This is a genomic window from Pseudomonas sp. GW821-FHT03C07 (assembly GCF_059420925.1).
Genome location: NZ_JBWKUQ010000003.1, coordinates 80,919 through 106,904 on the forward strand (window position 1 = coordinate 80,919; position 25,986 = coordinate 106,904).

Below are 25,986 nucleotides of genomic sequence, written 5' to 3' on the forward strand. Positions count from 1 at the left end.
GAGTGGACAACATGAACAAACTTGAAATTCAGGACCTGCACAAAAGCTACGGGGACCACGAGGTGCTCAAGGGCGTGTCGCTGGAGGCAAAAGCCGGGGATGTGATCAGCCTTATCGGCTCCAGCGGCTCCGGAAAAAGCACCTTCCTGCGCTGCATCAATCTGCTCGAACAACCCAATGCCGGGAGCATCCGCCTCAATGGCGAACAGCTCAAGCTGGTGGCCAATGCCTCGGGCGGGCTCAAGGCCGCCGAGCCAAAGCAGCTGCAACGCATGCGCTCGCGACTGGCGATGGTGTTTCAGCACTTCAATCTCTGGTCACATATGAGCGCCGTTGAAAACGTCATGGAGGCCCCGGTGCAGGTCCTCGGCGTGCCCCGCAAGGAGGCCCGGGAAAAGGCCGAACACTACCTGAACAAGGTCGGCGTGGGGCACCGCCTGAACGCCTATCCGGCCCACATGTCCGGCGGCGAACAGCAGCGCGTGGCGATTGCCCGGGCCCTGGCCATGGAGCCGGAAGTGATGCTCTTCGACGAACCGACCTCGGCGCTCGACCCGGAGCTGGTCGGCGAGGTGCTCAAAGTCATGCAGGACCTGGCCCTGGAGGGACGCACCATGGTCGTGGTCACCCATGAAATGGGCTTTGCCAGGGAAGTCTCCAACCAGTTGGTATTCCTCCACCAGGGCCAGGTCGAAGAACGCGGCAACCCGCGCGAAGTGCTGCTCACGCCCCAGTCCGAACGTCTCCGGCAGTTCCTCTGTGGCAGCTTGAAATAACCCTCGCCTCACGCCCCGACCGTTGCCGTGCCCTGCACGTCGACGGTCGGCTTCGGCTACACTGGCGCCCACCTTATGCCCAGGCACCCTGCCTTCCAACCCCCCGAACATGTTGAGCCGGATATGCCGACCCCCTCGAAGAACACCACGGTCTATGCCGCACCGGTGATGCGCAAACTGGCGGAAATCGTTGCCGACCTGCAGCCATCGCTACGCAAGGTAGCCGACTTCATCCTGCGCCACCCCTTGAAAGCCGCGACCCTGACCATCGAAGAGATGGCGCAGGCCACCGCCACCTCGCCCGCCGCGGTCAATCGCCTGGCCAAGGCGTTGAACCTGGGGGGCTACACCGGCATGAAGGCCGAACTGGTGGCGACCTTGCAGCAGATGGTGTCGCCGGTGGACAAACTGCGCAACGAACTGGCCCATCGCCCCAGCGGCGCCTTCGGCCTGCATGAACAGATCGAGAGTGCGATCAGCAACCTTGGCACCGCGGGTACCAACAACCACCCCGACACCTTTGAAGCTTTTGTCACCTGCCTGACCCAGGCCCGCAAGATCTACATCCTCGGGTTTGGCAACAGCGTCTATATGGCTGGTCTCGCGGCCTCGACCCTGATGCCCTTCTGCGCCGACGCCAGCGCCATCAGCATGGAGGGCGGTAACGAAAACGCTGCTTATCGACTGGCGGCCATCACCGACCAGGACGTTCTCCTGGCGATCTCGTTGCCGCGCTATTCCCTCGACACCTTGCAGCTCTCGCGGTTTGCCCATGAGCGTGGCGCCAAGGTGCTGGCCATCACCGACTCCCCGGCCTCGCCGCTGACCGGCATCGCCCAGCACGTGCTCTTTGCCCCGGCCGACCACGCCGTGTTGACCAGTTCCAACATCGCAGTCCTGGCCTTGATCGAAGGCCTGGTGGCCGGGGTGATGGCGCGCAACAAGGAAGCCGTGAAACTGGCGACCGAACTGACTGAAAGCGTGATGTCCTACCTGCACCTACCCGGCAGCAACAAACCGTCAAAGAAGTGAGCGTTCAGCGTCGAACGCAAGTTTTGCGTATCCCACCAACCTGAGCCGGGCTTGTCGGGACGTCGCAGCGCAGCGAACGGGCCCGTGAGATCGCCAAAAGCTTCGCTGGCACGCCATGCGCTTTCAAATCAGTAATTTCAGATCTTTATAAAGACCATTCCTACCTGCTGAATTTTTACCAGTACGCACCGAATCCGGCGGGGTGGGTTGACCCACTAGGCCTGACCAACAACCCTATTAGCGGCACCCCATTAGGCGAAATACTGGAGCGTGCATCTTTTAGGACAGGGAAAACCTATCAAGGCCAGCAAATATTTAAAATGACGGAAAAAGCGACAGTTGATAGTGTTAAATTCAAGTCTGGCGACTACTATTACATGGATGGCATGCACAAGGATCACATAGAAACATTTTCATCGAAAAACTCATCAAAAGGAGTGTTTAATTTTGACGGGACGTACAATACAGAAAAGTCTGCCAAAGCAACAAAGAGAACCGGGCCTGGCTGCTGACAAACTCAAGGATTTACCTTTATGAATGCACTAGAGAATGAAATTCTAAAAAACAAGGACGACCTTATTGCTGGAACATTCTGCTTCGAATTATTCGAAGAGCAAAAATTCAATGCAGACTCACTCAACAAACTCGTGGACGATATAGAAAAAGTACTAAAAAATCCTACTCCGAAACCATCGAACGAATTCAAAGAGTTCTTAGTCTGGTTTGTCATGGGGACCTTGCGCTGCGTCATATGTCACAACGACAGCAACGACTCGTACACAATACAAAATTTCTCTATGGAAAAATGGCACGAAATATACGAAGCAAAACTAAACCACGTCCTTATAACACTCGTAAAAATTTAAATTCACCCTATGAAGCAAAGCCCCTCGAACGTCAGGAACATCGAATAACTAAAGAAATTAACGTAAATATTAGAGAGGCAAGTAAATAGGGTAACTCGTCAGCACCTCGCTTTGTCACGAAAAATCCCACAACTCAATCCTATATTTCCCTCGCACCTCAGCCGTGGGAGAATATTGCGTGCGCCAAAAGCGGGGGCTAGAGTTTGACCGTCGCTGCAAATTCAGCGACACGGGTGTGGAAACTCGTAAAGGAATCGGCGCACATGGCCGCATAAGCGGCTTTTTTGTCTTCGCTTTATGGCGGGCTGTGCGTGGGACACCTATGGTGTGCCGGGTTCCTATTCTCCGGTTTTCCACCCCGCGCACAGTTCGCCACCCTTCGCGTGGAAACGAAATGGCGAACTCCTAAATTTGAATAGGGAGGTCACCATGACCAAGAAAATTACCCCCGATCCGCCGACTGTTCGCACCGCCTCCAGCACTGCCGACAGAGATCTGTACCTGCGTAAAGTCCTTGAAGCCCCTTCAAACAAGGCTGAGTCAGATCCGACAAACACGCACCGTTTGCTCGATGCCCTCATGCTCACCTGCTCCAAACCCGTCATCCCCGAAGATCCCTGCAAGCCCACGCTGTTCGACATCCAACCGGGCATCAATGCCCATGACGCGCTGACCTACGTTTCACGTTTGCTCGAAACGGCGGAACTCAATGGCGATGAAATCAGCCTGCCCCCACCACCCTGTGCGAGACAGCGGAGTGCCGAAGACAGGGCTAGACCTCCGGTGTTTCACAGCATCAGCCAAGGATCTTCTGCAACTGCGCCGCCGTGTCCTGCGCGCCCATGGTCTGTGCCGCGGCCAGTGCGGTGACACCGTTGGCGTCCTGGGCCCGGGGATCGGCGCCCTGGCTGAGCAGGTAATCGACGATCGTGGTGCGATTGAACATCGCCGCCATCATCAGCGCCGTGCGACCGTCCTTCGACGTCCCCTCGACCTGGGCCCCGCCTTCGATCAGCAAGCGAACCATCTCCAGGTCGCCCTTGAAGGCCGCACCGGCAATCGGGCTCTGACCATTATCGTTTTGTATCTGCGGGTCAGCCTTGTGCTCCAGCAATACACGCACCGCATCGGCATGCCCGTGATAACTGGCCAGCATCAACAAGGTGTCGCCCTTGTGGTTACGCAGGTTCGGCGGCAGGCCTTTGCTCAGCAGCGCCGCGAGCATCGGCGCATCGCCCTTGCGCGCCACGTCGAACACCTGCTCGGCGAACTCGGCGGCTTCATCTTCGGTCATTTGTCGGGCCTGGTCGGACATGGGCTTCTCCTTGGCGTGGCTGGACAGAGCATTAAAGGCCTCCAGTTTCCCGAGCCCCCCGCTCGCTGTCATGCCTTATTTTTCAAGCGCTTCCATAGAAACAATCAATAAACGCAAGCGGGCCGTCCGATATCAGGGCCACGCTGAACGGCCGAACATCGGCAAAATGCAGGATGCACGATGGCCCATCTTGCAAAATGCACGACCGAGCAACCCCAACAAAAACCTAACCGATTGTTTTATAAGTAATTTTTAAAAACTCCATACTGGCACAATCACTGCACCTACGACTCTATGCCCTTCATGAGCTAAAGGAGTCCATAGACATGAGCCTGATCCAGGAAAAATTCGCTTCGGTATTTTCCAACCACAAGGTCACGACCCAACCGCGTCCGGACGGCGGCATTCTGCTGACCCTGCTGGCCAGCGACGGCAAGCAATTCAGGCGCTCGGTTTCCTACGCGCAATTGCACACCGCGGAACAACTCACCTGGGTGATCAGCGCCATTCGCCGTGATCTCGCCAGCGAGCCCGGTGAACTGCCGTCGATCACACTGTTGCAAAGCCAGAACCGCTTTGCACTGCCGACCTATCAGGTTTAAACCAGCCGCTACAAGCAAGCCGGGGCAAGGCGGAGACTTCGGCTTGCAGTATCAAGCGTGCAACTTGCCGCAGCCCCGTCAGACCAATCCACGATTCACCGCCTCCCCCACCGCATGGGCCCGATTGCTCACTCCCAGCTTGTGATAGATATTGCGCAGATGAAACTTGACCGTTGCTTCGGAAACATCGCGGATAACGCTGATTTCCCAGACGGTCTTGCCCGCCCGCGCCCAGCGCAATACTTCCAGTTCCTTTTCGCTCAAGGTCTTGCTCTTTGACAGTCGGCACCGACGGGGCTTGCCCAGCGCCGGTAGGACGACGACGTGGGCCGACTCCTTGTCGCCGGGAGTAAAATCCTGTTTATGCCGCACTCGCGAATCGGCAATGTCGACCACCCTGTACGACACCCTGTGCACGGCATCAGTACCCAGCTTCTCGGAAACCCTCATCATTGTTTCTCCCTCTGGTTTCAATAGATCGCCCAGCTGTTACCCAGTCTTATTGGCCACAGACAAACACCCATCAAAAAACAGAGAGTTACACAGAAAGGGGATTTAACAAGCAACCACAAACACAAACAGGGATGCCCGACATTTCAATAGGCATTTTCCTACAACTTAAAGCACACAAGACCGACTCAAGTTTTAATCAAGTCGGCCGCTCAGCCGCTGTTTAACGCCCGGACTAGAGTGTCGCCAGATCGATCTCGGCAAAGCTGCTCACGTTCGGGTGGCCGGACAACTCTCCCCCCTCGCGTACCAGGCCGCAGGTGAGCATGCCGGCCTGCCGCGCGGCGTCGAGTTCTTCGACGATATCCGAGAGGAACAGGATCTGGCTCGCCGGGCAACCGATGGCTGCGCTGATATGCCGATAGGACTGGGCTTCGCGCTTGGGGCCGGAGGTGGTATCGAAATAGCCGTTGAACAAGGGCGACAAGTCGCCGGCCTCGGAACAACCGAAGATCAACTTCTGTGCCTGGATCGAGCCCGAGGAATACACGTACAGCGCATATCCCTGCCGGTGCCAATCCCGCAGCGCCTGGACCGCATCCGGGTACACATGCCCCTTGAGCTGGCCGGCCGCATACCCCTGCTGCCAGACCATGCCTTGCAAGGCCTTGAGCGGCGTGGCCTTGCGGTCTTCGGCGAGCCAGCCGAGGAGAATCTCGATCAGCCGTTCGACATCCGCCGCCGGCTCACCGCTGTCGAGCCGCACCGCCCCCAGTTGCACCGCCACGTCCGGGCGCTCGGCATGTTGCCGGACAAACTCCGGCAGATGCCTGGCCGCGTAGGGAAACAGCACGTCGAAGACGAAGCTCACTGCACTGGTGGTGCCTTCGATATCCGTGAGGATGGCTTTGATCGGCATGTCGGGTCCTTCTGGGTGGGGTGGCGGGTTCAGTCTTCGAGACGCGGGAAACGCTGGGCGATGTCCTCGCCGGTGAACTGGGCGACCCAGCCTTCGGGGTTGTTGAACAGGCGAATGGCCACGAAGTGCGGCTGCTCACCCATGTCGAACCAGTGCGGGGTGCCGGCCGGAACCGAAATCAGGTCGTTCTTTTCACAAAGCACGGCATAGACATACTCGCCGATGTGCAGGGTGAACAGACCACGGCCGGCGACGAAGAAACGCACTTCGTCCTCGGCATGCCGGTGCTCATCGAGAAACTTGGCGCGCAGTTCGGCCTTCTGTGGGTGATCGCTGTTCAGGCTGACGACATCGACGGTGATGTAGCCGCGCTCGGTCATCAAACGGTCGATCTGCACCTGGTAGGCCGCGATCACGTCTTCCTGGCTGGCACCGGGTTGGATTGGCGCGGCGGCTTGCCAACGGTCGAAGCGTACCCCTTGCTCGGCCAGGGTCGAGCTGATGTCGTCGAAGTGGGTCAGGACCTTGTTCGGGAGGTCCGGGGATGAAACGTGGTAAACGGACAGGCTGCTCATGGGACTCTCATTCCTCACTGGGTCAACGTCGGCCCGCTCTAGCGGCCGCTCCGACGCACCGGATAATCAGACAATCAACAGGCTCGTGCACAAACCGCTATTCAGCAAGACCGCAGCGAACGGACTTTCAACTCACATTCAAAGAGAAACTCGAAAGCTTCGATCTGACGCAGGGTGTCACTCATCCGTGCCCCCCAGGTGTAGAGACCGTGCCCGCGGATCAGGTAGCCGACGCAATCGGGATGCGCGTCGAGCCAAGGCTGCACCTTGGCCGCCAACCGCGCAATATCCTGGTCGTTGTCGAAGATCGGCACCCGCACCCGGGACTCATGGGTCGTGACCCCGGAGAAGGCCTTTTGCAGCTCATAGTCTTCGAATTCGATGAACTCACCGGGGGTCATTCGCGACAGCACCGTGGCATTCACCGAATGGGTGTGCAACACCGCGCCAATCTCCGCCCGCCAGGCATAGAGCTGGGTGTGCAGCAGGGTTTCGGCCGAAGGCTTCTTGCCCGGCTCCAGGCTGTTGCCCGCCAGGTCAGTGGCCAGTACATCGTCCGCGCCCAACTGGCCTTTGTGCTTGCCAGACACCGTCAGCAGCACCTGGCTGGCCGACAAGCGGGTCGAATAGTTGCTGCTGGTGGCCGGCGACCAGCCGCGACCATACAGAAAGCGCCCGGCCTCGATGATTTCCAGGCTCAATTGTTCACGGGTCAGGCTCATGGCCGCTCCTCTTGCATGCGTGTGGCAATGATAATGGCCGCGGCCAAGGCCGCGAGGCTGGCGATGCTGAAGGTCCAGGTCGGCCCCAGGCTGCTCCAGCTGTAGCCGGCGTACAACGCGCCCAAGGCTCCGCCGGTACCGGCCAGTGCGGCGTACAACGCCTGCCCCTGGCCTTGCTGGCGCGCGCCGAAGCTACGTTGCACGAAATGGATGGCCGCGGCGTGAAAGCTGGCGAAGGTCGCCGCGTGCAGCACCTGCGCGAATAGCAGCGCCACCAGGTGATCAGCCAATGCGCCCAGCAACAGCCAGCGCACGGCGGCCAGGAGGAAACTCGCCAGTAACACCCGACGGACCGAAAAGCGCGCGAGGATCCGACTCATGGCCAGGAACATCAGCACTTCCGCCACCACCCCCAACGCCCACAACAGACCGATCAGCCCGCGCGTGTAGCCAAGGCTTTCCAGGTGCAGGGTCAGGAAGGTGTAGTACGGACCATGGCTCATCTGCATCAGCGCGACACAGGCATAGAACGCCAGTACCCCGGGGCTGCGCAGCTGGCACAGGAAGCCTTCGCCGGGCACGCGCGGGTCCTGGCTCGGCGGCTGGGCGTTGGGAACCCAGGCGCTGCTCAGGACGATACCGGTCATGATCAGCACGATCGCCACCGGGTAGATATCCAGGCTCAGCGCCTCGAACAGGCGCCCCAGCGCCACCACCGTGAGGATGAAACCGATGGAGCCCCACAAGCGGATCTGGCTATAGCGCGCCGCCTGTCCCTGGACCTTCAGATGGGCCAGGGTGATGACCTCGAACTGCGGTAGCACCGCATGCCAGAAGAACGCATGCAGGGCCATGACCAATGCCAGCCAGCCATAGCTTTTGTCAACGAAGATCAGCGAAAACGCGAGCAGGGTGCAGACCGCGCCGAAACGCACGATCGCCAGACGCCGACCGCTGTAGTCGCCCAGCCAGCCCCAGATATTCGGCGCCACGCAGCGCATCAGCATGGGAATCGCCACCAGTTCGCCAATCCGCGCCGGGGCAAACCCCAGATGGTGGAAGTACAGCGCCAGAAACGGCGCCGTCGCTCCCAGCAACGCGAAGTAGAACAGGTAGAAGCTGGACAACCGCCAGTAAGGGAGCGACGCCCCCGGCATTACAGCTGGCCCAGTACCGGGGTGCTGACCCGCACGTCCGCATTCTGCCCGCGGTGGCGCAACAGGTGGTCCATCAACACGATGGCCATCATCGCTTCGGCGATCGGGGTGGCACGGATGCCCACGCAAGGGTCGTGACGGCCCTTGGTGATCACGTCCACCGGGTTACCGTGAATATCGATGGAGCGGCCCGGCGTGGTGATGCTCGAGGTGGGCTTGAGGGCCAGGTGCGCGACAATCGGCTGACCGGAAGAAATCCCGCCGAGAATGCCGCCGGCGTTGTTGCTGAGGAAACCTTCAGGGGTCAGCTCGTCGCGGTGTTCGGTGCCACGCTGGGCCACGCAGGCAAAACCGGCGCCGATCTCGACGCCCTTGACCGCGTTGATGCTCATCAACGCATGGGCCAGTTCGGCATCCAGGCGGTCGAAGATCGGTTCGCCGAGGCCAGGCATCACGCCTTCGGCGACCACGGTGATCTTCGCGCCGACCGAATCCTGGTCCCGCCGCAGCTGGTCCATATAGGCTTCCAGCTCGGGCACCTTGTCCGGATCGGGGCAGAAGAAAGCGTTCTGCTCCACCGAGTCCCAGGTCTTGAACGGAATTTCGATAGGGCCCAGCTGGCTCATGTAGCCGCGGATGACGATGCCCTGGCTGGCCAGGAACTTCTTCGCAATGGCGCCGGCCGCCACGCGCATGGCGGTTTCCCGGGCGGAGCTGCGACCGCCACCGCGATAATCGCGCTCACCGTATTTGTGGTGGTAGGTGTAGTCGGCGTGGGCTGGGCGGAACAGGTCCTTGATCGCCGAGTAGTCCTTGGACTTCTGGTCAGTGTTACGGATCAGCAGGCCGATGGCGCAGCCGGTGGTGCGGCCTTCGAAAACCCCCGAGAGGATTTCCACCTCATCGGCTTCCTGGCGCTGGGTGGTATGGCGACTGGTGCCCGGCTTGCGCCGGTCGAGATCGCGCTGCAGGTCGTCCAGGGACAGCTCCAGGCCCGGAGGGCAGCCGTCGACAATGGCGACCAACGCCGGGCCATGGCTTTCGCCTGCGGTGGTGACAGTGAACAGCTTGCCGTAAGTATTGCCGGACATGCAGGGCGCTCCGCGAATCGAGTCTAGATCAAGCGTGCCAGTATACGCGGGCTATCCCCGTAGTTCATCCTCGAACCTTATCCTCGGTTGCGAGTCGAACCGACACTCTGTAAATGATGGCGTGATGATGCTGCGATTGATTCTGCTGGCCCTGACCCTGTTCACCGGTTTTGCCCAAGCCTCCGTGCTGCTACAACAACCGATCACCCTGGACACCGGCAGCGGCGAGCTGTTCGGCTCATTGCTGCTGCCCCGCTCGGACGCACCGGTGCCGGTGGTACTGATCGTCGCCGGCTCCGGGCCCACCGACCGCGATGGCAACAACCCCGACGGCGGTCGCACCGACAGCCTCAAGCGCCTGGCCTGGGTGCTGGCCAGTCACAATATCGCCAGCGTGCGCTTCGACAAGCGCGGCGTGGCCGCCAGCATGGCCGCCGCCCCCGACGAGCGCACCCTGAGCATCGAAGGCTATACGGCGGATGTCGTGGCCTGGGGCGAAAAACTCAAGGCCGACCGGCGATTCGGCCCGCTGATCCTGCTCGGCCACAGCGAGGGCGCGCTGATCGCCACCCTGGCGGCCGCCAAGCTGGACGCCGCGGCATTGATCAGTGTCGCCGGCAGCGGCCGTCCGGTAGACCGCGTGGTACGCCAGCAACTGGCCAATAACCTGCCGCCAAGCTTGATGCTACGGGCCAATAAACTGCTCGACAGCCTGAAGGCCGGGCACCTGGACAACAATATCCCGGCGCCGCTGATGCCGATTTTCCGCCCCAGCGTCCAGCCTTACCTGATCAGCCTGTTTCGCCAGGACCCGGCGGCAGCCTTCGCCCACCTGAAGATCCCCGCGCTGATCGTCCAGGGCCGCAACGACATCCAGGTCGGCGTCGGCGACGCGCAGGCGCTGAAGGCCGCCAAGCCGGACGCGCAGCTGGTGCTGATTGGCGGCATGAACCACGTGCTGCGCATTGTCCCCGACGACCTCAAGAGCCAGTTGGCCTCCTACAAGGACCCGCAACTACCCCTGGCCGCAGAGCTGGGCAGCCAGATCCTGGCCTTTATCGACGGGCTGACGCGCCACTGACACCCGCCCCTGCCGGGTCGGCCGATGGCTCGCACCTACAGTCCTGTCGAAAACGGCCGATAAGCCATTGCCGGTACCGATATTGTGACCGGCAAGCTGGATACGGACAGGATCTTGCCGAATGACTGAGCCCAAAGCCTCAACCGAAAACACCGCCGAAGCCGCCGAGACCCCGCCAGTGGAACTGCCATGGGCAGACGTCCAGGCCGAGCACTTCAAGTTGCTGCGCCTGGCGCCCCTGCCCACCGAGCGCAGCACCGGTGCGCGCCCACTGCGTTTTGTCCAGTTCGGCTACGCCGAGCGCCATAGCAAGGAGCGCAGCCTGCTACGCCTGGAGATCCAGCTGCCGGGACAACGGGTGCGCAAGGAACAGAACCACTTGGACATGTGGGTCGACCACAGCACCAAGCGCGTACATTTCGGGCCGGAAAGCGGCTTGCAGGTCGAACCCGCGAATCGCGGTATCGGACGTTTCCTGGCCGCTCAGGCGGCGATCTGGGCACAGAAGAAGGGGGCACACTACGTTGTCGATGGCGCCACCTTGCAAAACAAGGACGCTTTGAATGAAGACACCCGCCTGCGCCGCGATCACTTCCTGAAAGTCCAGGGTTACGAAGTGCTGTATGCCGATGCCCCCCTGCACCTCAAGGGCAGCGTCAAGGACGTGCAGGTCGGCGAACTGCGCATTCAATGGAACACCGAAAAGCTGCAATTCGTCGAAATACTGGAAGCGGCGCAGATGCTGCAAACCGCCGAGCAGAACCTGCTGGAACAGGAAGTGAAACTGCGCCAACAGGAAGAACGCGTCAGCAAGTTCAAGCGCGAAGACACCGGCCTGCGCTTCACCATCACCTGCCTGGTGGCCTTTGCGATGTTCCAGGCCGGCCTGCTGATCTGGATCGCGACCCGTCACTGACAAGTCCCGTGGCGCCCACCCAAGGGCGCCAGGGTCAGGCAGACAGCGAACGCCTCACACCCGGTGCAGCTTGCTCATCAGCTCCGCTTCGGCCTGGGTCAGGCCGCAGGACTGCGTCAGTTCATCGACGCTCGCGCCCATCCCCACCAACCGCGCCGCCTGGGCGAAAGACAGGCTCGACGGATCACGCTGCTCCAACTGGGCAAGCTTTTCCGGCAAGGGTGCGACGACGGCCCGCAGCTCGTGCAGGTCCTCGCCCATGCGCACGGTGCCGTTCTGGAAGTTATCCACCCGCCGCGCCAGTTCCTTGATGCGCTGGTCCCGCAGCGCATCGCCTTCGGCCTGCTGCGCGGCAATCAACCGCTGGTTGCGCGCGTAGAGCACAAACATCCCGACGGTCCCGACCCACAACAGGGCCAGGAGAATAACGGCGACCTCAAGAATCAATCAGATGCTCTCCAGCTCGGACCATTCTTCTTCGCTCATCATCTTGTCCAGCTCAACCAGAATCAGCAGTTCGTTGTTCTTGTTGCACACGCCCTGGATGAACTTGGCCGATTCGTCGTTGCCCACGTTCGGTGCGGTTTCGACTTCCGACTGGCGCAGATAGACCACTTCCGCCACGCTGTCGACCATGATGCCGACCACTTGCTTGTCGGCCTCGATGATCACGATCCGGGTGTTGTCGTTCACTTCGGTCGGCATCAAGCCGAAACGCTGGCGGGTGTCGATCACGGTGACGACGTTGCCGCGCAGGTTGATGATCCCCAGCACGTAGCTCGGGGCACCCGGTACCGGGGCGATCTCGGTGTAGCGCAGGACTTCCTGGACGCGCATCACGTTGATCCCATAGGACTCGTTATCCAGCTTGAAGGTTACCCATTGCAGGATCGGATCTTCGGAACTCTGTGCGGACGACGACTTATTCATACCCCTGACCCTCAATGACCGTTGATACGGTGTGTGCTCTGGCGAACCTCGCGGGGGGACCGCGAGGCCGCCGTTATTTGTTCGTTGGTTTGCTGGCTGATTTATTCGTTTGCAGGTGTTTCACCGCTCCGCTGGCGATCAGTTCGGCCAGTTCGGAGACGTCGAGCAATGCACACATGTGTTCGATGACCGTGCCCGCCAGCCACGGCCGCTGCCCACGATGGGTACGCCATTTGATTTCGTTGGGGTCCAGGCGCAAGGAGCGGCTGACCTGATGCACCGCCAGCCCCCATTCGTAGCCCTGGACCGAGATCACATATTGCAGCCCCTGGCGGAAGTCGTCGCGATAGCGGTCCGGCATCACCCAACGTGCGGTATCCAGCACTTTCAGGTTGCCGGCCTGGCTCGGCAGGATCCCGAGGAACCATTCCGGTTGACCGAACAGCGGCGTCAGCTCGTGCCCCGCCAGCGAATAGATCGAACCCAGGCACACCAGCGGCACCGCCAGGGTCAGCCCGGCCACGTCGAACAGCAGGCACTCGAAAGGCTCGGCCGCCCAATGCGGACGCTCGTCGCCCTGCACCGGCGGCGGCGGGATATTCGCGGCGGGCGGCAGATGCACCTCGACCACCGGTTCCACCACCACCACCGGGGCGACCGGCACCACCTGCGGTATCACCACCGGCACTTCCAGCACCCGCGGGGCCGGGGCCGGAGCTGGCGCCGTCACCACTGCTGCGGCGGCCATGGCCGCCGCCAAGGCATCGCGGGCCTGTTCTTCGAGCACGGCGGCCTGGAACTCGTCCAGTTCGCTGATCGGGCTCGGTTCCACCGGCACCGATACCGGCACCTCGACAGTGGCGGCGATTTCCACCGGCAACTCTTCGGTCGCCTCCTGCAACAGTGCATCCAGGTAGGATTGCAGCGCCACTTGCGGCCGTGTGGTGATTTCGACAGGACGGATCATGTGTATGCCCATGGAGATGTCCCGTTACAGTAACCTGTAAAGGGTATCGGCTGGACAGGCAGGTGACTTGAGGACTGGGTCACGTCAGGCCACCTGCGGAATGAGTTGCTGGGTCAGCAAGTGCTTGAGCAGGGCTCGATAGGCCAGCACGCCACGGCTCTTGCCGTCGAACTGCGACGGTGTCACACCGGCGCGGCTGGCATCGCGCAGGCGCGTGTCGACCGGAATATAGCCTTCCCAGATGGTCTCCGGGAACTTGTCGCGCAAGACCCGCAAGGTGCCCATGGAGGCCTGGGTCCGGCGGTCGAACAGGGTCGGCACGATGGTGTAGGGCAAGGCCTGCTTGCGCGAACGGTTGATCATCGCCAGGGTGTTGACCATCCGCTCCAGGCCCTTGACCGCCAGGTGCTCGGTCTGCACCGGCACCACCAACTGCTGGCTCGCCGCCAGGGCATTGACCATCAACACGCCGAGCAATGGCGGGCTGTCGATCACCGCGTAATCGAAGTCCTGCCACAACTGCGCCAAGCTCTTGGCGATCACCAGGCCCAGGCCGCTCTGGCCCGGCGAAAGGCGCTCGAGGGTCGCCAGGGCGGTACTCGACGGCAGCAGGGAAATCCGTTCGTCGCTGGTGGACAACAGCAATTGGCCGGGCAAGCCCGTGGGCACCGTGCCCCGATGCTGGAACAGGTCAAAATTGCTGTGTTCCAGGGTATCGGGGTCATAACCGAAATAGCTGGTCATCGAGCCGTGGGGGTCGAGGTCGACCACGACCACGCGCTTGCCCGCCTCGGCCAGCAATCCGGCTAAAGCGATGGAGGAAGTGGTCTTACCGACGCCACCCTTTTGATTGGCTACTGCCCAGACTCTCATTCAGTGTATTCCTCCCGACCGGCATCAAGCCGGTCGAGAAATAGCGCCAAGTTATAGAGCAGGTGCCGGAGATTTGACGGCGTTCTCGCGTACCGCTTGCTTTATCGCTGGCGGTGCAGTTTGTGTGCCAGCACGCTTCAAGGCCGCGTCCGGTTTTGCATTGGCGGTGCCAGTCCCCGTCAGGCTGCGACGCACGTCGAGGTTACGCGACACCACCAGCACCACCCGCCGGTTGCGCGCCCGGCCTTCGGCGGTGGCATTGTTGGCCACCGGCTGGAACTCGCCATAACCCACCGAAGCCAGGCGACCGGGGTTGACCCCATCCATGGCCATCATCCGTACGATACTCGCCGAGCGGGCCGAGGACAGCTCCCAGTTGGTGGGGTATTGCGCGGTACGAATCGGTTGGTCGTCGGTAAAGCCTTCGACATGGATCGGGTTGTCGAAGGGTTTGAGGATCTTCGCCACCTTGTCGATGATGTTGAACGCCATGTCGCTGGGCATCGCATCGCCGCTGCCGAACAGCAGGCTGGAGTTGAGTTCGATCTCGACCCACAGTTCGTTGCCACGCACGGTCATCTGGTTGGAGCTGATCAAGTCGCCGAATGCCGCGCTGATATCGTCGGCGATGCTCTTCAGCGGATCCTTGGCGCCCTGGCCGAAGGCCGCGTCGGTCTGTTCGCTGTCCTTGATCAACGGGTCGGCCGGCTTGACCGTCACCGGGCGTTCGTCACCGATGGGAATCGGCTTGAGGCTGCGATCGACGTCGCTGAACACCCCGACCAGCGCCTGGGAGATCACCTTGTACTTGCCTTCATTGATCGAGGAAATCGAGTACATGACCACGAAAAAGGCGAACAGCAGCGTGATGAAGTCGGCGTAGGAAACCAGCCAGCGCTCGTGATTCACATGCTCTTCGTGTTGGCGACGTCTGGCCATGTCTACTCCATCAGTCCATGAAGCCTTGCAGCTTCAATTCAATGGAGCGCGGGTTCTCCCCCTCGGCAATCGACAGGATGCCTTCGAGGAGCATTTCCCGGTAACGTGACTGGCGCAAGGCAATCGACTTGAGCTTGCTCGCCACCGGCAGCAGCACCAGGTTGGCACTGGCCACGCCGTAGATGGTGGCGACGAAGGCCACGGCAATGCCGCTCCCCAGTTGCGAGGGGTCGCCGAGGTTACCCATCACGTGAATCAGGCCCATCACCGCACCGATGATGCCGATGGTCGGCGCATAGCCGCCCATGCTTTCGAAGACCTTGGCGGCCTCGATATCACGGCTTTCCTGAGTGTAGAAATCCACCTCCAGAATGCTGCGAATGGCTTCCGGCTCGGCGCCATCGACCAGCAGTTGCAGGCCTTTGCGCGAGTAGGTGTCGGGCTCGGCCTCGGCGACGCCTTCCAGGCCCAGCAGGCCCTCCTTGCGCGCCGTCAGGCTCCAGTTGACCACCCGCTCGACGCCGGCGGGCAGGTCGATGCGCGGCGGAAAGAGGATCCAGGCGAGAATCTGCATGGCACGCTTGAATGCACTCATCGGCGATTGCAGCAAGGCCGCGCCGATGGTCCCACCCAGCACGATCAAGGCCGCCGGACCGTTGGCCAGGGCCCCAAGGTGACCCCCTTCGAGGAAATTGCCACCAATGATGGCGACAAACGCCAGGATAATCCCGATAAGGCTCAACACATCCATCAGAGGCAGGCCTCGACCAGATGCTTGCCGATTTCATCCAGACTGTAGACCGCATCGGCCAGCTCAGCTTTGACGATGGCCATGGGCATGCCGTAGATCACGCAACTGGCTTCGTCCTGGGCCCAGATCGCACTGCCACCCTGCTTGAGCAGACGCGCACCTTCGCGGCCGTCGGCGCCCATGCCGGTGAGCACCACCGCCAGAACTTTGTCGCCATAGGACTTGGCCGCGGAACCGAAGGTGATATCCACACAGGGCTTGTAGTTCAGACGCTCATCACCCGGCAGGATTTTCACCGCGCCGCGCCCGTCGATCATCATCTGCTTGCCACCTGGCGCGAGCAAGGCCAGGCCGGGACGCAGGATGTCACCATCCTCGGCTTCCTTGACATTGATCTGGCAGAGCTTGTCCAGACGTTCGGCAAAGGCCTTGGTGAAGGCCGCCGGCATGTGCTGGATCAACACGATGGGCGCCGGGAAGCTGGCCGGCAACTGGGTCAGGACCCGTTGCAAGGCCACCGGACCACCGGTGGACGTACCGATGGCGACCAGCTTGTAGGCTTTGCGCTTCGGTGCCCCGGAAGTCGATACCGAAGCCTGTGTCGGGGCCGGGGCACGACTGGCCACCGGGGTGGTCCGCACGGGTGCCGGAGCCGGGCTGCCATAGCTGCCGGACGCCGGTGTCGGCGTAGCGGCCGGAGACGGCGCGGCGGCGGGAACACTGCTGAAGCGGCGGTTACTGCGCGAGATGCTGTGAACCTTCTCGCACAACAGTTGCTTGACCTTCTCGGGATTGCGCGAGATGTCTTCGAAATTCTTCGGCAGGAAATCCACGGCCCCGGCGTCCAGCGCATCGAGGGTCACTCGGGCGCCTTCGTGGGTCAGGGACGAGAACATCAATACCGGAGTCGGGCAGCGCTGCATGATATGCCGCACCGCCGTGATGCCGTCCATCATCGGCATCTCGTAGTCCATGGTGATCACGTCCGGCTTGAGGGCCAGGGCCTGATCGATGGCTTCTTTACCGTTGGTCGCCGTACCGACGACCTGGATGCTCGGATCCGCCGAAAGGATTTCCGAGACGCGGCGGCGGAAAAACCCCGAATCATCCACCACCAGGACCTTGACTACCATAAACACTCCGTTAGGCACGGCGGCGGACTTAAGCGCCGCCGCCGGTCCAGAATCAAATACGCCGTGCGGCGTAACGCTTGAGCATGCTCGGCACGTCGAGAATCAAGGCAATGCGACCGTCACCGGTAATGGTGGCGCCCGACATACCCGGAGTCCCCTGCAGCATCTTGCCCAGCGGCTTGATGACCACTTCTTCCTGGCCGACCAACTGATCGACGACGAAGCCGATCCGCTGGGTGCCCACTGAAAGGATCACCACATGGCCTTCGCGCTGCTCTTCGTGAGCGGCCGAGCTGACCAGCCAGCGCTTGAGGTAGAACAGCGGCAGGGCCTTGTCGCGGACAATCACCACTTCCTGGCCGTCGACCACGTTGGTGCGCGACAGGTCGAGGTGGAAGATCTCGTTGACGTTGACCAGCGGGAAGGCAAAGGCCTGGTTGCCGAGCATGACCATCAGGGTCGGCATGATCGCCAGGGTCAACGGGACCTTGATGACGATCTTCGAGCCCTTGCCCTTGGTCGAGTAGATGTTGATGGTGCCGTTGAGCTGGGCGATCTTGGTTTTCACCACATCCATGCCCACGCCACGCCCGGACACGTCGGAAATCTCGGTCTTGGTCGAGAAACCCGGGGCAAAGATCAGGTTGAAGCAGTCGGTCTCGCTCAGGCGATCGGCCGCATCCTTGTCCATCAGGCCCTTCTTCACCGCAATGCTGCGCAGCACGTCGGCGTCCATGCCCTTGCCGTCATCGGAGATCGACAGCAGGATGTGGTCGCCTTCCTGCTCGGCGGAGAGGATCACCCGACCGCTGCGGGACTTGCCCATGGCCTCGCGGTCGGCCGGTTCTTCGATACCGTGGTCGACCGAGTTGCGCACCAAGTGGACCAGCGGGTCGGCCAGGGCCTCCACCAGGTTCTTGTCGAGGTCGGTCTCTTCGCCCACCAGCTCCAGGTTGATCTCTTTCTTCAACTGCCGGGCCAGGTCGCGAACCAGGCGCGGGAAGCGGCCGAAAACTTTCTTGATCGGCTGCATGCGGGTTTTCATCACCGCGGTCTGCAGGTCGGCGGTCACCACGTCGAGGTTGGACACGGCCTTGGACATGGCCTCATCGCCACTGTTCAAGCCCAGGCGCACCAGGCGGTTACGCACCAGCACCAGTTCGCCGACCATGTTCATGATCTCGTCCAGACGCGCGGTATCGACCCGCACGGTGGTTTCCGCTTCGCTGGCGGCCGGCTTGTCACCAGCGGCGGCGGCAGGTGCCGGCGCGCGGGCCGGAGCCGGTGCAGCAGCCGGTGCCGGCGCGGCCTTGGCCGGGGCTGGCGTCGCCGCTGCCGGAGCAGGTGCCTTGGCGGCAGGCGCGGCAGCAGCGGCCGGTTTGGCCGCCACCGGCGTAGCCACCGCCGTGGTCGCGGCCACTTCGGTGAATTTGCCCTTGCCATGCAACTCGTCGAGCAGCGATTCGAATTCCTGGTCGGTGATCAGGTCACCGCTGGCGGCGCCTGTACTTTCAGCCGCCTGGGCCGAAGCCGCGGTGGTATCGAGCGCTTCGACCTTGAACGACCCCTTGCCATGCAACTGGTCCAGCAAAGCTTCGAATTCGTCGTCGGTAATATCGGTACTTTCCGGCGCACCGCTGGCGGCAGCTGGGGCTGCCGGCGAAGTCGGTGCCGCGACCGCATCCGGGGCGAACTGGCCCTTGCCGTGCAACTGGTCGAGCAGCGATTCGAACTCGGCATCAGTGATTTCATCGCCGCCAGCCTCGCCCGGCGCCGCCCCCACGGCCATGGCTTTTGGTGCCTCGGCTGCGGCCTTGACGCTGTTCAGGGAGTCGAGCAGCAATTCGAATTCATTGTCGGTGATGTCACCAGACTCGCTTTCAGCGACCGCTTCAGGCACCACGGCCTCGGCCACCGGCGCGGCCACGACTTCGGCAGCCGCCGGTTCCGCCAGACGCGCCAAGGCCGCCAGCAGTTCCGGGGTTGCCGCAGTGATCGGGCCACGTTCGCGCACTTCGCTGAACATGCCGTTCACCGCATCCAGCGCTTCCAGGACCACGTCCATCAGCTCCGAGTCGACACGTCGCTCACCCTTGCGCAGGATGTCGAACACGTTCTCGGCGATGTGACAGCACTCCACCAGCTCGTTGAGCTGGAGGAAGCCGGCGCCCCCTTTTACAGTGTGAAAACCGCGAAAGATTGCATTGAGCAGGTCCGCATCATCAGGCCGGCTTTCCAGCTCGACCAGTTGTTCGGACAGTTGCTCCAGAATCTCGCCGGCCTCAACCAGAAAATCCTGAAGGATCTCTTCATCGGCGCCGAAGCTCATGTGTTTGGGTGCTCCTAGAATCCAAGACTGGAAAGCAAATCGTCGACATCGTCCTGACCGGACATAACGTCTTCACGTTTATCGGCATGAATCTGCGGACCTACACCCTTGGCCAACTCATTTTGCGGATCTTTTTCGGCAAGGATGGCATCGTGATCATGCTCGATACCGGCAAAACGGTCGACCTGGCTGGCCATCAGCACCAGTTTGAGCAGGTTGCTTTCCACTTCGGTGACCATTTGGGTCACGCGCTTGATCACCTGACCGGTAAGGTCCTGGTAATCCTGGGCCAGCAGAATATCGTTCAGCTCGCTCGACACCGCGCGGGTTTCCTGCTCGCTGCGGGACAGGAACGTCTCGACCCGCCGCGCCAACTCGCGAAACTCCTGGGCACCGACTTCGCGCCGCATGAAACGGCTCCAGTCAGCGCCCAAGGCCTTGGCCTCCACGTTCAGGCCAGTGACCCTCGGGGTCGCACTCTCCACCAGGTCCATGGTGCGGTTGGCCGCGGCTTCCGTCAGCCTGACCACATAGGACAGGCGCTCGGTGGCGTCGGTGATCTGCGAGACTTCCTCGGCCTGCGGCATATGCGGGTCGATCTGGAAGTTGACAATAGCGCTGTGCAATTCGCGGGTGAGCTTGCCGACTTCCAGGTACAGGCCACGGTCACGGGTCTGATTCAGCTCATGGATCATTTGCACCGCGTCGCCAAATCGACCTTTTTCAAGGCTGTCGACCAGTTCGCGGGCATGTTTTTTCAGGGTTAGTTCAAAATCACCCAGTGAAGATTCGTTGTGCTCCATAGCGCCCCCGTGGTGGACTTCATCAGCCGATGCGTTCGAAGATTTTCTCGATCTTCTCTTTCAACGCCTGGGCCGTGAATGGTTTGACCACATAGCCGTTTACACCGGCCTGGGCAGCTTCGATGATCTGCTCGCGCTTGGCTTCGGCCGTGACCATCAACACCGGCAGGTGCTTGAGCTTTTCATCGGCACGCACGTGGCGCAGCAGATCGATGCCGGTCATGCCGGGCATGTTCCAGTCAGTGACCAGAAAGTCGATGCTACCGCTGTTGAGGACGGGAATCGCGGTAGTACCGTCGTCCGCCTCAACCGTGTTGGTGAACCCGAGGTCACGCAACAGGTTCTTGATGATCCGCCGCATCGTTGAAAAATCGTCAACGATGAGGATTTTCATGTTCTTGTCCAATTCGACCTCCAAGCAGTCTTAAACGCGTTCAGCACCTGGACGCGCTGTTCAATCAATTCGGCACAGCACTCAACGACTGCATGGAAACCTCATCCGGCCGAGTCTCCCACAGGGCGTCAAACGCCATGTCGGTCTCGTTCGCAGTGTTCCCGCACTGCCTTCAACGCGCTCGCCACTCCCCCAAACGCCCCCGCAAGCGGGCCGCGCACTGGCTGTGTAACTGGCTGACTCGCGATTCGCTGACCCCCAGCACCTCACCAATTTCCTTGAGGTTCAGCTCTTCGTCGTAGTACAGCGCCAACACCAGTCGCTCACGCTCCGGCAAATTGGCAATCGCATCCGCCAGCGCCGCCTGGAAGCGTTCATCTTCCAGATCGCGCGACGGTTCGAGATGAGCACTCGCGCCGTCCTCGTGCAGCCCTTCATGTTCGCCGTCCTGCAACAGGTCGTCGAAACTGAACAGGCGACTGCCCAAGGTATCGTTCAAAATCCCGTAATAATCGTCGAGACTCAATTGGAGTTCGGCTGCAACCTCGTGATCTTTAGCGTCACGGCCGGTTTTTGCTTCAATTGCACGAATTGCGTCACTGACCATGCGTGTATTGCGGTGCACCGAACGCGGTGCCCAGTCACCCTTGCGCACTTCATCAAGCATCGCGCCGCGGATACGGATGCCGGCATAGGTCTCGAAACTGGCACCTTTGCTCGCGTCGTACTTGGTCGAGACCTCCAGCAGACCGATCATCCCGGCCTGGATCAGATCCTCGACCTGAACGCTGGCCGGCAGTCGCGCCAGCAGGTGATAGGCAATACGTTTGACCAAAGGTGCGTAACGCTCGATCAGTTCATACTGGCTGTCACGTGACGACTTGGAATACATGCGATAGCCACTGGCAGTCATAGAACCGGTCCCGCACTCGTTTGATGCACCAGACGCTCGACGAAAAACTCCAGGTGCCCCCGAGGATTGGCAGGGAGCGGCCAGGTGTCGACCTTCTGCGCGATTGCCTTGAACGCCAAGGCGCATTTCGAACGGGGAAATGCCTCATAGACCGCGCGCTGCTTTTGCACGGCCTTGCGTACACACTCGTCATAAGGAACGGCGCCGACGTATTGTAGGGCCACATCCAGGAAACGATCCGTGACCTTGGTCAACTTGGCGAACAGGTTGCGGCCTTCCTGCGGGCTCTGGGCCATGTTGGCCAGTACGCGGAAGCGGTTCATGCCGTAGTCGCGGTTGAGCAGTTTGATCAAGGCGTAGGCGTCGGTGATCGAGGTCGGCTCGTCGCAGACCACCAGCAACACTTCCTGGGCCGCGCGGACGAAGCTGACCACCGACTCGCCAATACCCGCGGCCGTGTCGATCACCAGCACATCGAGGTTGTCGCCGATATCGCTGAATGCCTGGATCAGGCCGGCATGCTGCGCCGGGCTCAGGTGCACCATGCTCTGGGTCCCCGAGGCCGCCGGCACGATGCGAATCCCGCCCGGACCTTGCAACAGTACGTCGCGCAGTTCGCAGCGGCCCTCGACCACGTCGGCCAGGGTGCGTTTGGGGGTCAGGCCGAGCAGGACGTCGACATTCGCCAGCCCCAGATCCGCATCCAGCAGCATGACGCGCCGGCCAAGCTCAGCCAGCGCCAGGGACAAATTCACTGACACGTTGGTCTTCCCGACGCCACCTTTGCCGCCGGTCACCGCGATCACCTGTACGGGATGCATGCTGCCCATGTTCTCTTCTTACCTTGTCTTGCTTAGACGGAAGGCCACATAAGTGGCTGCGCGTTCACTTGTCGGAACAATGCGTGGCAGACCATCGATGTAGGTAATTTGCAACGTCTGAATACTCATCTCAGCCCACCCGCTTCGACGGGCTGTGGTAGATATCAGCGAACATATCGGCCATGGCTTCCTCGCTGGGTTCTTCCTGCATTTGCACACTGACCGCCCTGGACACCAGTTGATGCCGGCGTGGCAGGTGCAGATCATCCGGAATACGCGGCCCGTCGGTCAGATAGGCCACGGGCAGTTCGTGACTGATAGCCAGGCTCAGCACTTCGCCGAGGCTCGCCGTTTCATCCAGTTTAGTCAGGATGCAACCGGCCAGCCCGCAGCGTTTATAGCTGTGGTAGGCGGCCGTCAGCACCTGTTTCTGGCTGGTGGTAGCCAGGACCAGATAATTCTTCGCCTTGATCCCGCGTCCGGCCAGGCTTTCCAGTTGCATGCGCAACGCCGGGTCGCTGGCCTGCAGGCCGGCGGTATCGATCAGCACCACGCGTTTGCGCAGCAGCGGATCGAGGGCCTGGGCCAGGGACTGGCCCGGGTCGACATGGGTCACCGAGACATTGAGGATCCGCCCCAGGGTCTTGAGCTGCTCCTGGGCACCGATGCGGAAGCTGTCCATGCTCACCAGCGCGATGTTCTGCGCGCCGTACTTGAGCACGTAGCGCGCCGCCAGCTTGGCCAGCGTGGTGGTCTTGCCCATGCCGGCAGGACCGACCATGGCAATCACACCGCCCTCTTCCAGTGGCTCGATCTCGGGTGTGACAATCATCCGCGCCAGGTGCGCCAGCAGCATGCGCCAGGCCTGGCGTGGCTCGTCGATCCCGGTAACCAGTTCCAGCAGGTCGCGCGACAGCGGCCCGGACAGGCCGATGCGCTGCAGACGGCGCCAGAGGTTGGCCTGCTGCGGCTGACGGCCTTGCAACTGGTTCCAGGCCAGGGAGCCCAGCTGGACTTCCAGCAGCTCACGCAGGCCGTTGAGTTCCGAACGCATCGAGTCGAACACCCGCTGGTCCACCGCCGGGGCGTGCACCACAGGCGCTGGCGCCGGGCGCCGCGGCTCGTCGAAAGTCGGTTCGATCAGCGGCTCGGCGGCGGTCAGCGGCAGGCCGGCGAACAGTTGGCGATTGGTTGCGTTGTCGGTATCGCCGTCACTGCGCAAGCTCAGTTCGGCCTGGGCGGTGACGATACGCGACTGGGTCTTGCGCAGCTCGTCTTCGAGCTCCATGTTCGGCACCCGCGGCGACAGCGCCGAGAGCTTGTAGTCCAGGGCAGCCGTCAGCTCGACACCGCCCGCAATCCGGCGGTTGCCGATAATGGCCGCGTCCGAGCCCAGCTCATCACGCACGAGCTTCATGGCCTGACGCATATCGGCGGCGAAAAAACGCTTAACTTGCATAACCCACTACCTCAGCCGTTGGGCCCTACTGTCGCAACGATGGTCACTTGCTTGTTGTCCGGAATTTCCTGGTAGGCCAAGACATGCAAACTTGGCACCGCCAGTCGTCCAAACCGCGAAAGCATCGCGCGAACCGGTCCAGCTACCAGCAGGATCACCGGCTGCCCTTGCATTTCCTGGCGCTGGGCGGCGTCGATCAGCGAACGCTGGAGTTTCTCGGCCATGCTCGGTTCCAGAAGAACGCCTTCTTCCGAGCCTTGTCCGGCCTTCTGCAGACTATTGAGCAATATCTGTTCCAACCTGGGCTCCAAGGTGATCACAGGCAGCTCGGACTCAAGCCCCACAATGCTTTGGACGATTGCACGGGACAATCCGACGCGAACCGCGGCAACCATAGCGGCAGTATCTTGACTCTTGGAGGCATTGTTGGCGATCGCTTCGGCAATGCTGCGGATGTCGCGGACCGGCACGTGTTCGGCGAGCAAGGCCTGCAGCACCTTGAGCAGATGCGACAGGGAAATGATCCCCGGCACCAGCTCTTCGGCCAGCTTCGGCGAGCCCTTGGCCAGCAATTGCATGAGTTGCTGGACTTCCTCGTGGCCGATCAGCTCGCTGGAGTGCTTGTAGAGGATCTGGTTGAGGTGCGTCGCCACCACGGTGCTGGCGTCGACCACGGTGTACCCCAGGGACTGCGCCTGGGAACGCTGACTGACCTCGATCCAGACCGCCTCCAGACCAAAGGCCGGGTCCTTGGCGGTAATCCCGTTGAGCGGGCCGTAGACCTGGCCCGGATTGATCGCCAGCTCGCGATCCGGGTAAATCTCGGCCTCAGCCAGGGTCACCCCCATCAGGGTCAGGCGGTAGGCACTGGGTGCCAGGTCAAGGTTGTCACGAATATGCACAGTGGGCATCAGAAAGCCCAGGTCCTGGGAGAGCTTCTTGCGCACCCCCTTGATCCGCGCCAACAATTGCCCGCCCTGGTTGCGGTCCACCAGTGGAATCAGGCGATAACCGACTTCCAGGCCGATCATGTCGATGGGACTGACGTCGTCCCAGCCCAGCTCCTTGGTTTCCATGGTCCGTGCCGGCGATGGCAGCAGGTCCTGCTGGCGCTGGACTTCGGCCAGGGCCTGGACCTTGGCGACATTCTGTTTTTTCCAGAGCATATAAGCCATGCCGCCGGCCACGGCCGCCAGGCTGATAAAGGAAAAGTGCGGCATGCCCGGCACCAGGCCCATCACCGCCATCAGGCCGGCGGCGACTCCCAGGGCCTTGGGCGAGGCGAACATCTGCCGGCTGATCTGCTTGCCCATGTCTTCCGAACCGGAAGCCCGGGTCACCATGATCGCCGCGGCTGTGGATAACAACAGTGATGGCAATTGCGCCACCAAACCGTCACCGATGGTCAGCAAGGCGTAGACCTTGCCGGCGTCGGCAAAGCTCATGTGGTGCTGGAAGATCCCGACCGCCATGCCGCCGATCAGGTTGATGAACAGAATCAGCAGGCCGGCGACGGCGTCACCGCGGACGAATTTACTGGCACCGTCCATCGAACCGTAGAACTCGGCTTCCTGAGCGACTTCCAGGCGCCGCAGCTTGGCCTGTGGCTGATCGATCAGGCCGGCGTTGAGGTCGGCGTCGATCGCCATCTGCTTGCCGGGCATCGCATCGAGGGTGAAACGCGCGCTCACCTCGGAAATCCGTCCGGCACCCTTGGTGACCACGACAAAGTTGATGATCATCAAGATCGCGAAGACGACGATACCGACCACGTAGTTGCCGCCGATCACCACCTCACCGAAGGCCTGGATCACCTTACCGGCCGCGGCGTGGCCTTCCTGGCCGTGGAGCATGACCACCCGGGTCGAGGCCACGTTCAATGCCAGACGCAACAGCGTGGCGATCAGCAGGATGGTCGGGAACACCGCAAAGTCCAGCGGCCGCAGGGCATAGACGCAGACCAGCAGAACCACGATCGACAAGGCGATGTTGAAGGTGAAGAACACATCCAGCAGGAACGCTGGCACTGGCAACATCATCATCGCCAGCATGACCAACAGCAGCACCGGCACACCCAGGTTGCCCCGGCCGAGGCTGCTCAGGTTGCTGCGCGCCGAGTTGAGAAGTTGAGAGCGATCCACCGGTATTCCTCGTCACCTTGAAGCAAACTTT

26 protein-coding genes and 1 pseudogene are annotated in these 25,986 nt (G+C 61.4%); 6 read left to right on the forward strand and 21 right to left on the reverse strand.

Annotated features, from left to right (window positions below; translation table 11 throughout):
- Positions 1–11 precede the first annotated feature (11 nt).
- The 3 genes from AC07VG_RS06515 to AC07VG_RS06525 all read left to right on the forward strand — a co-directional run bounded on the left by AC07VG_RS06515 (position 12) and on the right by AC07VG_RS06525 (position 3,544).
- Positions 12–776, forward strand: a complete 765-nt coding sequence (locus tag AC07VG_RS06515; protein WP_494999808.1) for an ABC transporter ATP-binding protein — start codon at positions 12–14, stop codon at positions 774–776.
- A 123-nt stretch (positions 777–899) separates the two neighbouring features.
- The gene (locus tag AC07VG_RS06520; protein ID WP_495020687.1) at positions 900–1,808 is read left to right on the forward strand and encodes a MurR/RpiR family transcriptional regulator; all 909 of its coding nucleotides are present in this window, start codon (positions 900–902) and stop codon (positions 1,806–1,808) included.
- A gap of 1,295 nt (positions 1,809–3,103) precedes the next feature.
- On the forward strand, positions 3,104–3,544 hold the full coding sequence (locus AC07VG_RS06525) for a hypothetical protein (protein ID WP_495020688.1): 441 nt from the start codon (positions 3,104–3,106) through the stop codon (positions 3,542–3,544).
- Here the strand turns inward: AC07VG_RS06525 and AC07VG_RS06530 are convergent.
- Entirely contained in the window at positions 3,471–3,989 is a 519-nt protein-coding gene (locus AC07VG_RS06530; protein WP_100939051.1) for an ankyrin repeat domain-containing protein, read from the reverse strand. The two genes, AC07VG_RS06525 and AC07VG_RS06530, sit on opposite strands and share 74 nt — an antisense overlap.
- A 326-nt stretch (positions 3,990–4,315) precedes the next feature.
- Between AC07VG_RS06530 and AC07VG_RS06535 the strand changes: the two genes are divergently transcribed.
- On the forward strand, positions 4,316–4,591 hold the full coding sequence (locus AC07VG_RS06535; RefSeq protein ID WP_494999806.1) for a DUF3509 domain-containing protein: 276 nt from the start codon (positions 4,316–4,318) through the stop codon (positions 4,589–4,591).
- 78 nt (positions 4,592–4,669) lie between these two features.
- On the opposite strand, the pseudogene AC07VG_RS06540 reads toward AC07VG_RS06535, so the two are convergent.
- The 6 genes and pseudogenes from AC07VG_RS06540 to aroC form a co-directional block, all read right to left on the reverse strand.
- Positions 4,670–4,849, reverse strand: a pseudogene (locus tag AC07VG_RS06540) (helix-turn-helix domain-containing protein); the annotation flags it as partial.
- 427 nt (positions 4,850–5,276) lie between these two features.
- The gene (gene mtnC, locus AC07VG_RS06545; protein WP_494999805.1) at positions 5,277–5,960 is read right to left on the reverse strand and encodes an acireductone synthase; all 684 of its coding nucleotides are present in this window, start codon (positions 5,958–5,960) and stop codon (positions 5,277–5,279) included.
- A 29-nt stretch (positions 5,961–5,989) separates the two neighbouring features.
- Positions 5,990–6,535, reverse strand: a complete 546-nt coding sequence (locus AC07VG_RS06550) for a 1,2-dihydroxy-3-keto-5-methylthiopentene dioxygenase (protein ID WP_494999804.1) — start codon at positions 6,533–6,535, stop codon at positions 5,990–5,992.
- A gap of 101 nt (positions 6,536–6,636) precedes the next feature.
- Positions 6,637–7,257 carry a methylthioribulose 1-phosphate dehydratase gene (locus tag AC07VG_RS06555; RefSeq protein WP_494999803.1) on the reverse strand — a complete coding sequence of 207 codons (621 nt, stop codon included), beginning with the start codon at positions 7,255–7,257 and terminating at the stop codon, positions 6,637–6,639.
- The gene (locus tag AC07VG_RS06560; RefSeq protein WP_495020689.1) at positions 7,254–8,414 is read right to left on the reverse strand and encodes an MFS transporter; all 1,161 of its coding nucleotides are present in this window, start codon (positions 8,412–8,414) and stop codon (positions 7,254–7,256) included. Before AC07VG_RS06560 ends, AC07VG_RS06555 begins: the two co-directional genes overlap by 4 nt.
- The gene (gene aroC / locus AC07VG_RS06565; protein WP_494999801.1) at positions 8,414–9,505 is read right to left on the reverse strand and encodes a chorismate synthase; all 1,092 of its coding nucleotides are present in this window, start codon (positions 9,503–9,505) and stop codon (positions 8,414–8,416) included. The genes AC07VG_RS06560 and aroC overlap by 1 nt, the downstream gene beginning before the upstream one ends.
- 124 nt (positions 9,506–9,629) lie before the next feature.
- On the opposite strand from aroC, the gene AC07VG_RS06570 reads away from it, so the two are divergent.
- Both AC07VG_RS06570 and AC07VG_RS06575 read left to right on the forward strand, forming a co-directional pair.
- Complete coding sequence (locus tag AC07VG_RS06570; protein ID WP_494999800.1) at positions 9,630–10,586, forward strand: alpha/beta hydrolase; 957 nt, start codon at positions 9,630–9,632, stop codon at positions 10,584–10,586.
- 121 nt (positions 10,587–10,707) lie between these two features.
- Positions 10,708–11,502 carry a hypothetical protein gene (locus tag AC07VG_RS06575; RefSeq protein ID WP_494999799.1) on the forward strand — a complete coding sequence of 265 codons (795 nt, stop codon included), beginning with the start codon at positions 10,708–10,710 and terminating at the stop codon, positions 11,500–11,502.
- Positions 11,503–11,556: 54 nt separating this feature from the next.
- On the opposite strand, the gene AC07VG_RS06580 is transcribed toward AC07VG_RS06575, so the two are convergent.
- The 14 genes from AC07VG_RS06580 to flhA all read right to left on the reverse strand — a co-directional run bounded on the left by AC07VG_RS06580 (position 11,557) and on the right by flhA (position 25,955).
- Entirely contained in the window at positions 11,557–11,949 is a 393-nt protein-coding gene (locus AC07VG_RS06580; RefSeq protein WP_495020690.1) for a DUF2802 domain-containing protein, read from the reverse strand.
- On the reverse strand, positions 11,950–12,432 hold the full coding sequence (locus AC07VG_RS06585; protein ID WP_040069887.1) for a chemotaxis protein CheW: 483 nt from the start codon (positions 12,430–12,432) through the stop codon (positions 11,950–11,952).
- A 73-nt stretch (positions 12,433–12,505) separates the two neighbouring features.
- Positions 12,506–13,399, reverse strand: a complete 894-nt coding sequence (locus AC07VG_RS06590) for a CheW domain-containing protein (RefSeq protein ID WP_495020691.1) — start codon at positions 13,397–13,399, stop codon at positions 12,506–12,508.
- A gap of 84 nt (positions 13,400–13,483) precedes the next feature.
- Positions 13,484–14,272, reverse strand: coding sequence for a ParA family protein (locus AC07VG_RS06595; protein WP_177092543.1), 789 nt, complete (start codon positions 14,270–14,272; stop codon positions 13,484–13,486).
- Between the two features lie 51 nt (positions 14,273–14,323).
- The gene (motD, locus tag AC07VG_RS06600) at positions 14,324–15,211 is read right to left on the reverse strand and encodes a flagellar motor protein MotD (protein WP_494999796.1); all 888 of its coding nucleotides are present in this window, start codon (positions 15,209–15,211) and stop codon (positions 14,324–14,326) included.
- Positions 15,212–15,221: 10 nt separating this feature from the next.
- Complete coding sequence (locus AC07VG_RS06605) at positions 15,222–15,962, reverse strand: flagellar motor protein (protein ID WP_494999795.1); 741 nt, start codon at positions 15,960–15,962, stop codon at positions 15,222–15,224.
- On the reverse strand, positions 15,962–17,095 hold the full coding sequence (locus AC07VG_RS06610; protein WP_495020692.1) for a protein-glutamate methylesterase/protein-glutamine glutaminase: 1,134 nt from the start codon (positions 17,093–17,095) through the stop codon (positions 15,962–15,964). The genes AC07VG_RS06605 and AC07VG_RS06610 overlap by 1 nt, the downstream gene beginning before the upstream one ends.
- 52 nt (positions 17,096–17,147) lie before the next feature.
- Positions 17,148–19,424, reverse strand: a complete 2,277-nt coding sequence (locus AC07VG_RS06615) for a chemotaxis protein CheA (protein ID WP_495020693.1) — start codon at positions 19,422–19,424, stop codon at positions 17,148–17,150.
- 14 nt (positions 19,425–19,438) lie between these two features.
- Positions 19,439–20,227 carry a protein phosphatase CheZ gene (locus AC07VG_RS06620; RefSeq protein ID WP_494999792.1) on the reverse strand — a complete coding sequence of 263 codons (789 nt, stop codon included), beginning with the start codon at positions 20,225–20,227 and terminating at the stop codon, positions 19,439–19,441.
- 22 nt (positions 20,228–20,249) lie between these two features.
- Positions 20,250–20,621 (reverse strand): chemotaxis response regulator CheY, encoded by a 372-nt coding sequence (locus AC07VG_RS06625; protein WP_003183998.1) that lies wholly within the window; start codon positions 20,619–20,621, stop codon positions 20,250–20,252.
- Between the two features lie 172 nt (positions 20,622–20,793).
- A complete protein-coding gene (gene fliA / locus AC07VG_RS06630; RefSeq protein WP_177092549.1) occupies positions 20,794–21,534 on the reverse strand; it encodes an RNA polymerase sigma factor FliA in 741 nt (246 codons plus the stop codon).
- Positions 21,531–22,364: a flagellar synthesis regulator FleN gene (gene fleN, locus AC07VG_RS06635; RefSeq protein ID WP_040069867.1), complete on the reverse strand. Its 834-nt coding sequence runs from the start codon at positions 22,362–22,364 to the stop codon at positions 21,531–21,533. The genes fliA and fleN overlap by 4 nt, the downstream gene beginning before the upstream one ends.
- 121 nt (positions 22,365–22,485) lie before the next feature.
- Positions 22,486–23,814 (reverse strand): flagellar biosynthesis GTPase FlhF, encoded by a 1,329-nt coding sequence (flhF, locus tag AC07VG_RS06640; RefSeq protein WP_494999791.1) that lies wholly within the window; start codon positions 23,812–23,814, stop codon positions 22,486–22,488.
- Positions 23,815–23,825: 11 nt separating this feature from the next.
- Positions 23,826–25,955, reverse strand: a complete 2,130-nt coding sequence (flhA, locus tag AC07VG_RS06645; RefSeq protein WP_495020694.1) for a flagellar biosynthesis protein FlhA — start codon at positions 25,953–25,955, stop codon at positions 23,826–23,828.
- Positions 25,956–25,986 lie beyond the last annotated feature (31 nt).